This is a genomic window from Pedobacter endophyticus (assembly GCF_015679185.1).
Taxonomy (GTDB): Bacteria; Bacteroidota; Bacteroidia; order Sphingobacteriales; family Sphingobacteriaceae; genus Pedobacter; species Pedobacter endophyticus.
Map to the genome: position 1 here is coordinate 2,912,008 of NZ_CP064939.1, position 15,244 is coordinate 2,927,251.

Genomic DNA, 15,244 nt, shown 5'->3' on the forward strand with positions numbered 1-15,244 from the left:
TACAAAAGCCGTTACGCTATTATATTTAATCATTCTAAATAATTCAAAGGGCTTCTTTTTTAAGTACCTTAGCTAAAAAACCATCCTATGAAAAGCATTTTTACCTGTTTATTTTTTATCAGTTGCTTAAAATTGGCAACTGCACAAAGTGTTACCGTAGGCCCGGGCGGTAAACCGTTAAGAGTTTCTGCCATGAAAGAGGCGACAGAAGGTTCGCCATATTTTAATGATGCCTACAGCGAGAGTAATATCAAAACCGTAGGCAATAAAGAGCTTTTGCTTAAGTTAGTAAAATATAACCTTTACGAGCAGCAGCTGGAATACACCGACGAGCAAGGCAACGTTTTCGCAATTCAGGATTCGACCAGTAGTTTTGCTATCTCAGACGCCAATAAAATACTGCATTCATTCACGAAACACCCATCATTGGGCTTTGTAGAAGTTCTACTAGACGGCAAAACGGGGCTGCTAAAAAAATATGGCGTAAAAAAACAAACGAACGAGGATTTTTATACGAAGAAGAAAACAAGTAAATGGATTGCGCAAAATCATTATTACTTGCTTAAGGTAAATGAAACTGAGGAGTTTCAGCCGAGCAGTAAGGGTATAGCGAAAGCTGTTGGGGATAAAAAAGACAAGATTTTAACCTATATTAAAAACGAAGGCCCAGATTTGGGCACGGACGCAGGGCTGATTGCCGTGTTTAAATATTATAATGGGTTGAATTGAGACACTGGATAAGTCATAAGTCCGTGAGAAACGACAGGCTTTCACGCTGCCATCTTCGGAGATTAGTTTTAGTAAACAAAGGAGTTGAAATGACACGTTTCAATGCTGTCATTCTGAGCATAGCGAAGAACCCCCAAGCGATAAAACGCAGAACGTCAAAACCGCTGCTTACAGAGGGAGTATTTTTGAACTTTTCGACCACATAAGCACATAGAAAACATCGTTTTTATAGGGTTGAGCTATGTTTTCTATGTGGTCAATCCATACGACAAAATAAACCGGAACAGGCTGTACCTGCCATCGACGTTTTTCGACACAGTCTAAAAAATTGTCATTTCGAGCGCAGCCGAGAAATCTTTGAAGCCCGTCTCGCTTAGATGATCTCACTTTGGTAAAACCCAAAAGTTATCGGATGACGGAATGCCACGAATACGTCATCCGATGAATATTTGCAAAGGGCCCATTATTCATCGGATGACTGGTAAAAGTTTTACTTAATCTGTTTTAACAAATAGCTGCCATAGCCGCTTTTTACCAACGGCGCAGCAATTGCTTTTAATTCTTCGCTTGTAATGAAACCCATGCGGTAGGCGATTTCTTCAATACAACCGATTTTTAAGCCTTGTCGTTCTTCGATAATTTGCACAAACTGCCCCGCTTGCATTAGTGAGGTAAAGGTTCCGGTATCTAACCAGGCTGTTCCCCTGCTCAGTACGCCTACCTTTAATTTGCCGCGTTCGAGGTAAATGCGGTTAATGTCGGTAATTTCGTATTCGCCACGGGGCGATGGTTTAATGTTCTTCGCAATTTCGACCACCTCGTTATCGTAAAAATACAATCCCGGAACGGCGTAATCAGACTTTGGTGCTGCTGGTTTCTCTTCGATTGAGATTGCTTGCTTGTGCTCGTCAAATTCAACTACGCCATAGCGCTCGGGATCGGAAACCTGATAGGCAAAAACTACGCCCCCATCGGGGTCTGAACTTGCTTGTAACAGCTTGGCCATCCCATCACCGTGAAAAATGTTATCGCCCAACACAAGTGCAACCTTATCTTTACCTATAAAGTCTGCGCCAATAACAAAGGCCTGCGCCAACCCGTTAGGTTCTGCTTGTACCGCATAACTAAATTTGCAGCCCAGCGATTTCCCGTCGCCTAACAGCTTTTCAAAGTTTGGCAGATCGTGAGGTGTAGAAATAATCAGGATTTCCCTAATTCCCGCCAGCATTAAGGTAGACAGCGGATAATAAATCATGGGCTTATCGTACACCGGCATCATTTGTTTGCTGCAAGCAAGCGTTAAAGGATGCAAGCGAGTCCCACTACCGCCAGCTAAGATTATACCTTTCATATTTTAAGATTTGAGATGTTAGATTTGAGACTTGAGTGCCTCAAAACCAACATTATAACTTATTAGAATTATTTATTTGTTGTATACACGCTTCTAAACTGTTTCTCCAATACGGAATTTCTATATTAAAAGTCTGTTTAATTTTTGATTTATCCATTACAGAAAAAGCCGGCCTCTTTGCTTTTGTAGGATAGGCCGAGCCTGGAATTGGATTGGCCTTAACATTGGTTTCGCTAATTTCGAAGATGGCCTTCGCAAAATCGTACCATGAGGTTACGCCCTCATTGCTGTAATGGTATAAGCCATAAGCGGTAGACTGCGATTGAATAATATCGAAGATTATGTTGGCCAAATCGATGGCATACGTTGGTGTACCTACCTGATCGGCAATGATGCCCAGTTCGTCTCGTTCTGCACCGAGCTTTAACATGGTTTTAACGAAGTTGTTGGCATATTCTGAATATAACCAACTAGTTCGGATAATGAAGTGAGCATCTAAGCAATTTTTAACTGCTATTTCACCATCAAGCTTGGTTTGCCCGTAAACATTGATGGGTTTAGCTACATCATCTTCAATTAAAAGCTTTACTTCATTTCCTTCAAATACAAAATCTGTTGAAACATGAATTAATGTAGCCGAATGGGCGGCACAAGCCGAAGCCAGGTTTGCTGCTCCGGTTTCGTTTACTGCTTTAGCTATGTCAGCCTCGTCTTCAGCCTTATCAACCGCAGTGTAAGCGGCACAATTAATAACAAACTTGGGTTTTTCTTTCGCCAATAAGGCATTTAACCCCGATTGATCTAAAATGTTTGCCTCTGCCTCGGGTGGAGATACAATTTCATTGATGTTTCTGCGCTCAGCTACTGTTTTAAGGCATTGGCCAAGCTGTCCTCCTGCGCCGATAATTAAAATTTTAATCATGTTGTAATTCAGCAAAAGGTTTTAGCAATAAATCTTTGTCAGATACCGACCGTTTATCTTCCGGAATCAACCAGTCGATATTTAAATCTACGTCGTTATAAATTACGCCGGTTTCTGAGGCTTTGTTGAAGAAATTATCGCATTTGTATAAAAATTCGGCAGTTTCACTTAATACCGAAAAGCCGTGTACAAATCCTCGTGGAATATATAGCTGGAGCTTGTTTTCGGCGCTTAACCGAACCGAGATGTGTTTACCGTATGTTGGCGATCCTGGCCGAGCATCAACTGCAACATCCAAAACCTCGCCTTTGGTTACGCGAACCAACTTGGCTTGAGCAAAAGCGCCAGTTTGGGCGTGCAGGCCTCTAATTACACCATAAGAGGAGAATGATTGGTTATCTTGAACGAAATCGCCAGACATTCCCGTTTTTTCTTCGAAGCTGTCTTTGTTAAAGCTTTCAAAAAAATAACCTCTTGGGTCTTCAAATACCCGCGGCTTAATAATCAGACAATCTTTTAAACCGGTTTGTTCAATTTCCATTATTTGTTGCTGTATTGTTGGTCATAATAAGATTGATAATTGCCCGATGTAACGTTATTTAACCAATCTTCGTTTTCCAAATACCAGTCTACTGTTTTAGCCAAACCCTCTTCAAACTGTAAGCTCGGCACCCAATCCAGCTGTTGTTGCAGCTTAGAAGAATCGATGGCGTAACGCAAATCGTGTCCGGCACGATCGGTAACATAAGTAATCAATTTGGCTGATTCTCCGGCCTCACGACCCAATTTCTCATCCATAATAGTACAAAGGAGATTGATCAGATCAATGTTTTTCCATTCGTTATGGCCGCCAATGTTATAGGTATCACCCGTTTTCGAGTTGTGGAAAATTACATCGATAGCACGGGCATGGTCTTCAACCCAAAGCCAATCGCGAACGTTCTCGCCTTTGCCGTACACCGGTACAGGTTTATTATTTTTGATATTATTTATCGCTAATGGAATCAATTTCTCTGGAAAATGGTGCGAACCATAATTATTTGAGCAATTTGAAATCACGCAATCCATCCCGTAAGTATCATGGTAAGCCCTCACAAAGTGATCAGAACTGGCTTTCGAGGCAGAATAAGGGCTGTGCGGGTCGTAGGCTGTTGTTTCGGTAAACATACCTTCCTCTCCCAATGCGCCATAAACCTCATCGGTACTTACATGGTAGAAACGTTTTTTATCATAATCGCCTTTCCAGGTTTCTCGGGCAGCATTTAAAAGGTTAACCGTTCCAATTACATTAGTCATTACAAATGCCGTTGGATCGGTAATCGATCTATCCACATGGCTCTCGGCCGCTAAATGGATAACTGCGTCAAAGTTTTCTGTCTTGAAAAGCTCAAACATCGCCTGTGCGTCTGTAATGTCTTCTTTTACAAACTTGTAATTCGCTTTGTCCTCAATATCAGTTAAGTTGGCCAAATTACCAGCATAGGTAAGCTTGTCGAGATTTACAATATTATACTGAGGATAGTTATTTACGAAACGGCGGACTACATGTGAGCCTATAAAGCCAGCTCCACCAGTGATGAGGATTTTTTTCACAGTTATTAAATGATTTTCAATTGGCTAAAATAGCACACATATTGTGAAATGACAACCTTTTGGGATAATAATGGCGAAAATGAGGCGAATTTACACATGAGGCCTCTTCATTTGATCATTATAGGTGCGAATTGATGCTCCTACCTCGTCGTAGCGTCTACCTCGTCTAGCGTCTCCAATGCTATTAAATTGAGCTTGTCAATTGTTAGTCTGAGCCTTTCGTCTAGAGTTTATCTTGAGCGTAGACCAAAGGCTCAAGATAAACTCAGTCGAAGACCTTTTTTAATAGGATAAAACGAAAAATATCCGTCCTTCGACTGAGCCTGTATTGAGCGTAGTCGAAATGCTCAGGATGACAATATTTTTTGTTTTATCCTTAACTTAATAGCATTGGTAGCGTCTCGCTACGACATATACACATTTCGGTTGGCCAGAGGTATGCATGGACTCAAATACAGGTATTTCATTTGTATTTAAGGAGGAGACTTATGAATGAAACTTGGATAGGCACAAGCGAGACGCTTGCGCCATATTAGGTATGTGTCAACACATGTCCTACGTGATTCGATATGACGAAACCTACACGGCCGCTACCGAATTTTCTAATTCCCGGTACCATTCTTCTCCGTATTTTCGAATCAGTGGTCCTTTTAAGAAAGTGTAAACGGGCACTTTTAGCTCACGTCCAAACGTACAGGCATCATGGCAAATATGCCACCTGTCGTAGTTTAGCACATCAAATTCGGGGTATTTGGTAATGCGAATTGGGTACAAGTGGCACGAAATGGGTTTCTGCCAATCAACTATGCCCTGCTCATAAGCCTTTTCAATTGCACATTTGGTTATTCCGCCTTCAAATAGAACATAGGCACATTCTTTATTTTTATCTACACAGGGAGTGGTTAAATCACCGTCCTCATCAACAACATAAACACCCTGTTCTTCAATGGCCTTAATGCCTTTTTCGTTTAAAAGGTGTTTAATTTTTGGATAGATATCTTCTAATATTGCCTTTTCTTCGTTATCCAACGGTGCACCCGAATCTCCCTCTACACAACAAATTCCTTTACATTTGCTCAGGTTACAAACAAAGTTTTCTTTTAAAACATCTTCGTGCACCAGCACCTGTTCCACTTCTATCATCATTATTCTTTTGCTAAAGCATATTTAAGGCCGCTGGCCGATTTTAACTCCATTGTAACTGCGCCAACTAATATTTCTACCTGAGCCTTTACAGGAACACGATTCCCATCGTCGGTTACCCAAAGGTATAAACGACTATCTTTTTTAAATATTCTGCCAGGCTTTATGGATGGGCTAAACTTTAAACACCTAATGTTACCCAACTTGGTTTTTATGGTTTCTTTGCCAATGTATTCTATTTCTAATGCCGAGATCTCGTCTTGTAGAAAATAGTTCAGCTTAAATTTATCTCCAGTTCTAAGCTTTGAGATATCTAAACTCCGGGCGAAGTAATACGCCGACACTAAATCGAATGTTTGATTGGTTGGCGCAGTAAAGGTGCCTCTGTTGGAAACCACCTTTTTACTGTCTTGATTAAACCTGGCCTTATCCTGACGCCTGTAATTCGCCTCGCGAATGTTTTCCTGATAGAAATAGGGAAGCAAGTCGGTTTTGTCGATGTAAGAATCGTAATGGTCTCTTATTTTATAAAAAATATCAAACGTTCCTGATGTTTGCGCATCAACGGATAACCTGTAAGTGGGCTTTCCGTCGAATTTAAGGTCTGAATTTTGAACTTTTAAAGTACCCTCTGCAGCTGTAATGAAGCCGTAGCGGAGTTTGTAATTTAAAACCTCGCCATCTCTAAAAACCGGCTCCTTCTTAACGGGAAGCGTTTGCGCCCGAAGCCCGAATGCCCCGATAACTATTGTAAATAATAAGGTTAATGTTTTCATTTGCTTTTGTGTGTTTTCAATGGTAATGAAGCTATCATGTGCATTTTTAATTAGAAATGTAGCACATGATGGTTTCATTTGCTTGTGTGTGTGTTTTGCTTTTGTTTGACTAACAACAAGGTAAGAAAGTTTAAAATGTCGTAATCATTACGAAATATATGTAAAAAGCCAACCAATTAAAAGCAAATTTTAAATCGTCGCCCATTGACTGAATACCGTTAACTGAAGTCAACGGCAATGGACAGTTAACAACCTATCTCAGAACTATAGACTTCTGACTCCAGACTCCCAACTCATCTTAATCCTTTCTTTTATAAACCGGAACTGTAGAGCAGGGTTCGCCAAACATGATACTCTTTACTACCGGAGTAAGCAAGTTGGTAATTTCTACATAAGCCGAAACAGGAATATCAATATCGCCGCAACCTTTTACCACAACCCGTTCGTTTGCATAAGCCTGTGGGTCGATCTTTGCCAAAGCCTTTGTTGCCAATACGGCCTCAAGTGTATCAAGATTGCCAAACACAACTTCGTTGGCATATGGCTTTAATCGGTTTGCAAGCAGCATATAGGCCCATGTAGGAACAATTGCATCTGCAGAGCAGATAATTGCTACATTTTTATCTTGATATTGCGCCCAATCGTGATTTTTTATAAACTCACGAAAGTCTTTTTCACGCAACATCAATCCATGAAAAAGATTGTCTTTAATATCATAAAGCACTCTTTCGCCCTTGTGGTAAAAATCTTCGAGATTTAGAGTAATTAAACCACTGCTTGCTACCTTATTTATAATGTTTTCTTGAATCTCCATGGCACATAAATAAAAAAACCGTTCCGATGATATCGGAACGGTTACAAAATTACATATTTTCTATCTAATAGAATTTCACGCGATTGTCTTTTATCTTGGCATTATCTTGTAAGGCCTGGAAAGCTGCACCCAAAGAGCGCTGACCTAGTGTTAAGATCATAGTTTCTTTTTGTTTAAACATATTCGCAATTGGCGCAGGGCTTGTAAATCCATCAACTGAATATACATATACACCGCGTTCGCCTTGAACAGGTTCTGAAACCTTACCTGGTTGCGAACCGAATACGCTTCCCACCAATGCGTTTTCTTGTGCTACTCCTGGAATTACCGGATTGGCAAACACAATGTTTTGTACTGGGTTAACGGGACGAGATACTTTGGCAGCAATTTGATCTAAACTACCCTTTCCGGCAGCAGCCAATTTATCTTTTAACATTTTCGCTTTAACCTCGTTAATTACCATCGGCTTAATTTCGTTTTTAACATCAGCTAATGGCAAAGTTCCTTTCGGGCTTATTCCTGTTAAATGTGCTACTACATAAGCATCGCTCATGCTGTAAATTTCTGGTAAAACATCACCTTTATCTGCAGCGTAGGCATCTTGAATTAACTTACGCGGGTTATCTAAGCCTGCGGCAAATCCCTGGGTTGCTGCAACCTTATCGGCAACGGCTACTTTAAATCCTTTTTGAGCGGCTAGCTTTGCAAAGTCGTTTCCTTTAACATCGCTCAAGAAATTACTTGCCGCTTTATAGGCTGCATCTTTGGTTTTGCTGCTTGCTGTTAATGCTTTTTCTACATAAGCCAACTTGGCCACTTTTGATGATCCGATTTGTTTTTCAATTTTAATGATGTGATAACCAAATTGAGATTTAACCACTTTAACGTCGCCGGTGCTTCCATCAAATGCAGCGTTTTCAAACTCAGGTACCATAGCGCCACGGGCAAACGTACCCAGTTCGCCGCCCTGATCTTTTGAGCCGTCGATGCTGTATTGTTTAGCCAATTCGGCAAAGTTGCCGCCTTTTGCAATTAAGCCTTTTAATGAATCCGCTAATTTAATCGCTCTGTCTTCACCGCCTAATTTTGCCGGATCTAATAAAATATGGCTAGCCTTAACTGAATCAGGCGAAAAACGAGTAGCTACAACTTTTACTACTTTATAAGCGCTTCCGCTTAATTTTGGTCCGTAAAAGCTACCTGCAGGCATGCTGAAAACAGCAGAATCTAAAGCAGGATCGCCTAGTTTTCCTTTTGGCAAATACGTATAAGGAACTTTAACATCAGAGTTAATGGCCGCAAATAACGAATCGTTCTTCGCTACCTTAAAATCAGCAGCCAATTTATCAACCTGATTTTTGATCGCTAATGAATCGGCAGCGGTTGGGCTAATGCTAAAGGTAACATATTCAAAAGCTCGCGTTTCTTGTGGATTGTTGAAACGAGCCTTATTTTGATCGTAGTAATTAGAATAATCGGCATCAGTTAGTTTAACTGAAGCATCAGGAATTGAAGCATAATCTAAGCTAACGTATTTAAAGTTTGCCAGCTTATTGCGGTTGTTGTACTCGTCTGTAGCTTCGAGCGAAGTTACATAAACGGAGTTTTTGATCAGATTACTGTATTTGGTTTGTAATGCCTGATTTGTAATCTCTTGTTGCAACATATTAGACTGTTGTAAGGCTTGAGGCTCTTTAGATTTTAAAAAGTTCATCAAGGTTACACGATCTAACTGACCCGTTTGAGGATTAGAAAAATACTGTCTGATTAGCGGACTTGGATTTTGACCTTGCAACAAGTCTACCAGCTCATCTTCTGAAACTGTTAATCCCAAACGCTCGTACTCTTTGGTTAATAAAACCCTACCTAGCTCGGCATTCCAAGCCTGATCTACAGCCATGGCAGTCATTTGTGCGTTTACACTGCCTCCATACTGTTGTTTCATTTGGTTAAGTCCCTGATCTACTTTCGGACCGAACTCATCGATGCTGATTTCATTGCCATCGATAGACCCCACAACCTTTTGATTTGCCGACCAAAAAGGCTTTCCCACATTAATTGCATCGCCTACTAAAAATGCAACAATTGCAAAACCGATAGCAAAGACTAAAATATAGCCCGCACGGTTACGCAAAAATGTCATTATTCCCATGTTATATTTTAAATTTATTTAGTTTTTTTTAAGAGGGCGCAAGATACAAATTTGCCACAAAAAAGAAAACACAAAAATTAATGAATGAAATGAGCGAATTAATAAGCGAATTTTGAATGAAAGACTTATTGAATTTCAACGATTCTATACAAATTTCGACTGTGCTCTCTATAAGCTAAGTCAAACGGCCTCCAATAATAAGGCTTCGACTTCGCTCAGCCTGACGAACACCGTTGAAGAATCCGAATCAATTAGTTAAACATTTTATTCCACTCAATCATTCACTCATTCCCTAATTGAATCCTTCTGTCTAAGGCGCAATGCCTTCTTTCATATTCAATTCGCCGCTGCCTGTTTCCATTTCGTAGGTGCTGAAATCTTGTGGTGCTCTGAAGTTGATACCGTCTCCTAAATTTCCATCAACACCCTTTACATAAACGCGTTGGTTAGAATAAAAGATCTTTTTTTGTTCATCCCAAATCAGCTCTTCCGAACTAAAAGTATCGCCTTTTGCACTTTTCACCACTACGTTTTTCCTGAACTCGGTTTTAAGTTCTGCATCTTTCCGAATGGCATAATCGCACACCAGATCGCCATTAATGTTGCCTTTTTCGTCGAAGAAATCGATTTTAACGCCTTTGGGCATTTCTTGATAAATGCTTCCGTTGGATGGGGTTACTTTATCCAGAATGGGTGCATAACCTTTTGCTTTTACAAGGGCCGAGTCGCTGTAAATAATTTCTACGCCCAGCGTTCTATCGCGGCTAAGGCTCACCTTTTTTAATGCAATGGCATCGGCTTTTTTCAGGTCGTCATCGCTACACGATGCCAAAAATAACGGCAAGGCAAGCAAATAACCATAAAAAAAAGCATTTAATCTCATTAGTCTACTCTATACCTGCGGAACCAGGTATCGTTTAACGTGAAGCCGAGGTGAAAATTGATGTATTGTTCTTTTACCAAGTTGTTATTTAGTGTACCGCGTTGGCCCACCTCGGTAGTGAAGTTGATTTTGTAAAAAGCGGTACCACCGTTAGCAGTAGGCAACGGGAAACCGAAGCCCAGTGAGGCACCCATTTGCTTAATGTCTTGATTATTGATCTGGATATACGTTTTATCGTAATTAAAGCCTAAACGATAATCAACACGTTTCATGTAGCTGTTGTAAGAAAAGGCATCGGGAGTCCATTGGCCGCCAATTGATGCGCCCCAGCTATCTTGCAAGCCCTGGTTTACGTTGTTGATGCTGGTTGCCGACCACTTGCCCATTCTAAAATCTGCACCAATCATCCATTTATCATTCTGTTGAATTGAAATCCCAAAGTTATGGCTTAACGGCAAGGTAAGGTTCGATCGGCCGTTATCAACGGCGCTTAAGGTATCAATTGCAGTTAATTCGTTTCCGCTGGCATCTCTCAGGTAGCGTGTAGCATAAAATGTTTGCGATGAATGAACTTTGCCCGAGCTGCTGCCCGAGTAGCCAATCGTCATTAGTGTTTTCTTACCGATGTTGAAATCGTATTGTAAGCCGTACGAGTAATTTAACCCACCTACACTATTCTTGTTTTGCAGTTTTGCAAAAACGGCAGTTGCATCTTCGGGATATTCTGTTGCTCTTGTTGTTTGCAGGTTTCCGAAAATGTATTCCAGGTTGGCTCCAATTCTGAGGTGATCGCCAAAGCGATAGCCATAACCGAGGTACGCTTTTGATAAACCGCCTTCGCCCTGGTACAGCTGATCAACGGTTGAGGTATCAATCTTAACTGTATTCCGGTACGAATATCCTAAATCTGAATAAGGCAAAATTCCGAAACTTAATGCCGAACGCCTGGTTACGGGAGCGGCAAATGCGAGGTGACTAAATGTAGCATTGAAGCTGTTTTCGCTAAGGCTGTTGCGTTGTAGGTTGGTCAATCCAGCACTCATACCAATATCAATAGTGGTTAAAGTGATGCCTGCATAGGAGGCCGGATTTTGCATATTGATGTAGTTAAACCCGCTTACCTTGTTTACTGCAGTCGAAATTCCGCCCATCGCCCGTAACTGAGGCAATAAAGAGCCTTTTATATTTCCAAGGCCATATCTTGAATATGGTGATGAAGTGGTAACCTGCGCCTGAGCACCTAAACCACAAACTAAAACGAGTATGGCTGTAATATAATTTATCTTTTTGTACATTTTAATCTGCAATAGCTTCATTTAATCCTTTTAATACCAAGTATGGATCTTTTACAATTTGAGGCGCAAAGATGCTGTTTTGTAATTGCTTATACAAAAAATTAGCGTCGCCCCCTGTTAAAATCACCTTTAAGGCGGTTTCCTTTTTATTATTTAAGGCAATAAAGCCTTCTATTTCGTTAATTATTCCTTGCAACACGCCGTTTTTAATTGCCGATGAGGTGTCTGTTCCATCAACAATTTTATCGTTTTCACTCCAGGTTACCAACGGCAGTCGGCCGGTAAACTCGTGCACCGCTTTAAAACGCATCGCAATGCCCGGGCTTATGCTGCCGCCAAAATATTCTTTGGTGCTGGTTAGCAAATCGTAGGTTATACAGGTGCCGGCATCAACAATTAAGCTTGCCACGGTGGGGTAAAGTCCGTTTGCGCCCAAAACCGCTGCCCACCTATCTAACCCCAACGTGTTTGGTGTTGTATATTTATTACTTACGCCGTTTGTTAAAAGTGTTGAAAAACGCGTGTAATCTGTGTGCTTTGTCAAATATTCTTCGAGGGCGTTAATTTCTTGGTTTACACTACTTATAACAGCCTTTTTTGGAGCAAATTTTTCTACCAGTTGAGCCAGGTCGAGAATACCCAACTTGCTTAAACGCTGGTGGTGGACTATTTCGCGATTTTTAAAAATCGCGATTTTCGCCGAAGAGTTCCCAATGTCAATGCTTAATCTATGCACTTAAAAAATCCCTATCTGCTAGTTATTAAATCATTAGAAATTTAGAAAAACATGGGTTTGCCAAAACTTCATGCCACAAAGCTATTAATCTTTGTTAAGTTTCGCTCTAGTTATTTGTTAAAAAAGGTTAAACAAAAAGAAAGTATTGTACGGATAACACAAATAAAAAGAACAGCGTTTCGTAGAACCAGCGCTTTTTGGCGTTCGAAAAATAATAGGCCAAAAGTACTGCCCCCGGGGGTACACAGAGCAAGAAATGCCAAATCCGAAAGCTGGGCTTAAGGTATAAACTTGCACCGGCAACCACAAACATAAAGAACAGGAGCTGAAAGCCTTTACGGGTGCTGATGAAGCTCCTGAAAAAGTTTTCTCTCAACTGTAAAGAGGCTAAAATAATGATGATTACAACGGGAATAAGTACAAGATAATCGTTGTAATTGATTTTGAACACGGATGGAAATTTATTGCCTAACGGTTTCCAAATTTGATAAAACGAGGTAAGGTTATCGTTCCAATAATAAAATACGGCAAGGAAAAAGAACACGGTCATAAATCCGATCAATCCGGCCAGCCACTCCCGCCAACTGAAGGGCCGGAATAACAAAAGGGCCAGAAATATCATCAATATCATTGCCATAAATGGGAAATAAATCAGCGTGCCTAAAGCGATAATCATCCCGATATCGAAAACGGTTGTAATGGAATTGGCACTTTTTCCAAGCTTTAGAAATTTATCTATTATCCAGATTAAGAAAAAATTGGCAATTAATGCCGGGCTAAGCGTCATAAATGGCATAAACAAACTGGTTCCGGTAATGAACATGAGGCCGGGCAAAAAGCTGGGTTTTGACAGGAGGTTATGGTTGTTGACTACTTTATTGAAGATAAGTGCCTGAACGAAGACGAGAATTGTGGCAAAAAAAATATTTGCACCTGGTGAAAAAGCGTTGTCGAGATCGATATTGATCAGCAGCCGTGCAAATGGCTCCAAAAAATCGAAATTAAGCTGTGGCGGCATTTCATAAAAAATAGCCATACGCATGAAAAATGTGTAAGCCAGCAGCAATAAGAGGTTTATGGGGCTTAGTTTTCTAAACTGGTTGATCATGCTTTTTAAAAGTAGACAAAGTAAAGAAAAATATTTTAGTTGTAACGGCCCTGCACAAGTAGGCGATGATATTATTGCGCCTTAAGTTTGTTCAAAAATGCAACAAACTTTTTATCGTTGTAATCGGCAACGCCTTCGTGCCTAAATGATAACCTGCCAAGCTTATCGAAAATTACGGTTGTTGGCAACGATCCGCTAAATATCTGGGCCGGCACATCACTATTTACTTTAAATACAGGCATTTCGTAGTTTCTTTTGGCCATGTATTTTGTCGATTTTTCTAAATTACCATCGGCATCGGCAAAAATGAAAACGATGGTATTATCGTTTTTAAACTGCTCGTAGAGCTTGGCCAACGATGGCATTTCTGCCCTGCATGGCGGGCACCAGGTGGCCCAAAAGTTAACAAATATCACTTTGCCCTTTAAATTGCCGAGGTCGATAACGTTTCCTCTAATATCTTTAAACTGAATGCCATTCAGATCGCTCACACTCGCAGCAGGTTGCTCAATTTTCGGATTGTAGAGGCCAATTTCCATCAATCCGCGTATCAGGAAAGCCTTTGCATCGGGAACGAAAAGTATAACCAGGATAAGTGTAAAAAAGAGGGCGTTGGCTCCATATTTTTTTAAGATCTTCACTTTACAAAGGTAACAACCTCGGGGCGATAAAGAAATATGCGGCTTTTAAGGCTTAAAGCATGTGCTAAGTCAAGTATGAAACTTCATGTTGGTTCTTGCTCCCGAGCCTTTGTTCCTGCCTAACGGGACGGGCATCAATGCTATAAAGTTAAGTTCGTCAGCTGTCATCCGATAGTTATCGGATCTGAGCCTTTCGGCTTGAGCTTGTATTGAGCGTAGTCGAAATGCTCAAGATAAACTCAGTTGAAAACCTTTCTATCAAACAAAACGACTAAACATCTGCTCTTCGACTAAGCCTGTATTGATCCTTTCGGCTCCGCTCAAGATGAACTCCAGTCGAAATGCTCAGGGCGACAATTCAACTCCTCTCCTTCTTTTCAAGGAGGGCAAAAGGTAGTTTTTTTTCAGGCTACGTCATATTTATTTTTGTGCTAAGACTTAAATGAAAACTATGACAGGCCCTCGTGCTCAAATGAATATTCCATTATAATCTTCATCTAGCGAAGTAATAAACGCAAAAAGGACCATCAAAGCAATGTTACTTATCAGGTCTCCGTTTTTTGATTTGTTATTATTACTTTTGCGGCATTGAAAAAGCACGGACAAAACATAAAAAAATATCTGTCGGCATTTATGCTGATTGTTTTTGCCGTTGCCTTAACGCCGTGGAGCGTTCTGCATCACCACCATCAAGCCCCTGTTGTTGAAAAGGAGGCAAATTGCAAACACGTAAGCCATGTGCAAACACACGGCGATACCTGTTTGATCTGCAAGGCTAGTTTTGAAAAAAACTACGTTCAGGTGCATCAAATTTATCGCGTATTTCTTTGTGCGAAGGTTTTGCTAAAGAAAGAGCTTGCAGTTAAAAGCATTTACACCGAACTTTTAAGAACAAGTTTACGGGGACCGCCAGTAGCCTAATTTCTAAGGCTATTTTAAACACTTTTTTAGTGTTATCGAAAATTATTATTGTTAATGAGAAATGCTATGTAACAAAAGTTGCCTGGCCTCGCTCTTGCTGAACTGATTCAGAATCTTTCTCACTGGAAAGATCTGAACTAAATTCAGGATGACGGCTATTGGTGGCGGGTGTTTACTTAA

General features: G+C 40.6%; 15 protein-coding genes. 2 read left to right on the forward strand and 13 right to left on the reverse strand.

What is annotated here, in order from left to right; all coding sequences use genetic code 11:
• Positions 1 to 87 precede the first annotated feature (87 nt).
• Entirely contained in the window at positions 88 to 729 is a 642-nt protein-coding gene (locus IZT61_RS11810) for a hypothetical protein (protein ID WP_196097111.1), read from the forward strand.
• A 490-nt stretch (positions 730 to 1,219) separates the two neighbouring features.
• Here IZT61_RS11810 and rfbA read toward each other — a convergent pair whose 3' ends face one another.
• The 13 genes from rfbA to IZT61_RS11875 form a co-directional block, all read right to left on the reverse strand.
• Positions 1,220 to 2,080 (reverse strand): glucose-1-phosphate thymidylyltransferase RfbA, encoded by an 861-nt coding sequence (rfbA, locus tag IZT61_RS11815; RefSeq protein ID WP_196097112.1) that lies wholly within the window; start codon positions 2,078 to 2,080, stop codon positions 1,220 to 1,222.
• Between the two features lie 52 nt (positions 2,081 to 2,132).
• Positions 2,133 to 3,002, reverse strand: coding sequence for a dTDP-4-dehydrorhamnose reductase (gene rfbD / locus IZT61_RS11820; RefSeq protein WP_196097113.1), 870 nt, complete (start codon positions 3,000 to 3,002; stop codon positions 2,133 to 2,135).
• Positions 2,995 to 3,543 (reverse strand): dTDP-4-dehydrorhamnose 3,5-epimerase, encoded by a 549-nt coding sequence (rfbC, locus tag IZT61_RS11825; protein ID WP_196097114.1) that lies wholly within the window; start codon positions 3,541 to 3,543, stop codon positions 2,995 to 2,997. The genes rfbD and rfbC overlap by 8 nt, the downstream gene beginning before the upstream one ends.
• Positions 3,543 to 4,595 (reverse strand): dTDP-glucose 4,6-dehydratase, encoded by a 1,053-nt coding sequence (gene rfbB, locus IZT61_RS11830; protein ID WP_196097115.1) that lies wholly within the window; start codon positions 4,593 to 4,595, stop codon positions 3,543 to 3,545. The genes rfbC and rfbB overlap by 1 nt, the downstream gene beginning before the upstream one ends.
• A 579-nt stretch (positions 4,596 to 5,174) precedes the next feature.
• Positions 5,175 to 5,738, reverse strand: a complete 564-nt coding sequence (locus IZT61_RS11835; protein ID WP_196101294.1) for a DUF3109 family protein — start codon at positions 5,736 to 5,738, stop codon at positions 5,175 to 5,177.
• Positions 5,739 to 5,740: 2 nt separating this feature from the next.
• Entirely contained in the window at positions 5,741 to 6,514 is a 774-nt protein-coding gene (locus tag IZT61_RS11840) for a DUF3108 domain-containing protein (protein WP_196101295.1), read from the reverse strand.
• A gap of 298 nt (positions 6,515 to 6,812) precedes the next feature.
• Positions 6,813 to 7,328, reverse strand: coding sequence for a DUF2480 family protein (locus IZT61_RS11845; RefSeq protein ID WP_196097116.1), 516 nt, complete (start codon positions 7,326 to 7,328; stop codon positions 6,813 to 6,815).
• A 64-nt stretch (positions 7,329 to 7,392) separates the two neighbouring features.
• Complete coding sequence (locus tag IZT61_RS11850) at positions 7,393 to 9,480, reverse strand: peptidylprolyl isomerase (protein WP_196097117.1); 2,088 nt, start codon at positions 9,478 to 9,480, stop codon at positions 7,393 to 7,395.
• A 310-nt stretch (positions 9,481 to 9,790) separates the two neighbouring features.
• Positions 9,791 to 10,363 carry a hypothetical protein gene (locus tag IZT61_RS11855; protein ID WP_196097118.1) on the reverse strand — a complete coding sequence of 191 codons (573 nt, stop codon included), beginning with the start codon at positions 10,361 to 10,363 and terminating at the stop codon, positions 9,791 to 9,793.
• Entirely contained in the window at positions 10,363 to 11,658 is a 1,296-nt protein-coding gene (locus tag IZT61_RS11860) for an outer membrane protein transport protein (protein WP_230383626.1), read from the reverse strand. Before IZT61_RS11860 ends, IZT61_RS11855 begins: the two co-directional genes overlap by 1 nt.
• Position 11,659: 1 nt before the next feature.
• Complete coding sequence (locus tag IZT61_RS11865) at positions 11,660 to 12,394, reverse strand: type III pantothenate kinase (RefSeq protein WP_196097120.1); 735 nt, start codon at positions 12,392 to 12,394, stop codon at positions 11,660 to 11,662.
• Between the two features lie 127 nt (positions 12,395 to 12,521).
• Complete coding sequence (locus IZT61_RS11870; protein ID WP_230383630.1) at positions 12,522 to 13,430, reverse strand: DUF6427 family protein; 909 nt, start codon at positions 13,428 to 13,430, stop codon at positions 12,522 to 12,524.
• A 143-nt stretch (positions 13,431 to 13,573) separates the two neighbouring features.
• Entirely contained in the window at positions 13,574 to 14,143 is a 570-nt protein-coding gene (locus IZT61_RS11875; protein ID WP_196097122.1) for a TlpA family protein disulfide reductase, read from the reverse strand.
• Positions 14,144 to 14,731: 588 nt separating this feature from the next.
• On the opposite strand from IZT61_RS11875, the gene IZT61_RS11880 reads away from it, so the two are divergent.
• A complete protein-coding gene (locus tag IZT61_RS11880) occupies positions 14,732 to 15,064 on the forward strand; it encodes a hypothetical protein (protein WP_196097123.1) in 333 nt (110 codons plus the stop codon).
• The last annotated feature ends 180 nt before the right edge of the window (positions 15,065 to 15,244 follow it).

Excerpts from the sequence above, each read along its gene's own strand:
- IZT61_RS11810 (WP_196097111.1), top strand. The coding sequence starts at position 88 with ATGAAAAGCATTTTTACCTGTTTATTTTTTATCAGTTGCTTAAAATTG.
- rfbA (WP_196097112.1), bottom strand. The coding sequence starts at position 2,080 with ATGAAAGGTATAATCTTAGCTGGCGGTAGTGGGACTCGCTTGCATCCT.
- rfbD (WP_196097113.1), bottom strand. The coding sequence starts at position 3,002 with ATGATTAAAATTTTAATTATCGGCGCAGGAGGACAGCTTGGCCAATGC.
- rfbC (WP_196097114.1), bottom strand. The coding sequence starts at position 3,543 with ATGGAAATTGAACAAACCGGTTTAAAAGATTGTCTGATTATTAAGCCG.
- IZT61_RS11835 (WP_196101294.1), bottom strand. The coding sequence starts at position 5,738 with ATGATAGAAGTGGAACAGGTGCTGGTGCACGAAGATGTTTTAAAAGAA.
- IZT61_RS11840 (WP_196101295.1), bottom strand. The coding sequence starts at position 6,514 with ATGAAAACATTAACCTTATTATTTACAATAGTTATCGGGGCATTCGGG.
- IZT61_RS11845 (WP_196097116.1), bottom strand. The coding sequence starts at position 7,328 with ATGGAGATTCAAGAAAACATTATAAATAAGGTAGCAAGCAGTGGTTTA.
- IZT61_RS11850 (WP_196097117.1), bottom strand. The coding sequence starts at position 9,480 with ATGGGAATAATGACATTTTTGCGTAACCGTGCGGGCTATATTTTAGTC.
- IZT61_RS11855 (WP_196097118.1), bottom strand. The coding sequence starts at position 10,363 with ATGAGATTAAATGCTTTTTTTTATGGTTATTTGCTTGCCTTGCCGTTA.
- IZT61_RS11860 (WP_230383626.1), bottom strand. The coding sequence starts at position 11,658 with ATGTACAAAAAGATAAATTATATTACAGCCATACTCGTTTTAGTTTGT.
- IZT61_RS11870 (WP_230383630.1), bottom strand. The coding sequence starts at position 13,430 with ATGGCTATTTTTTATGAAATGCCGCCACAGCTTAATTTCGATTTTTTG.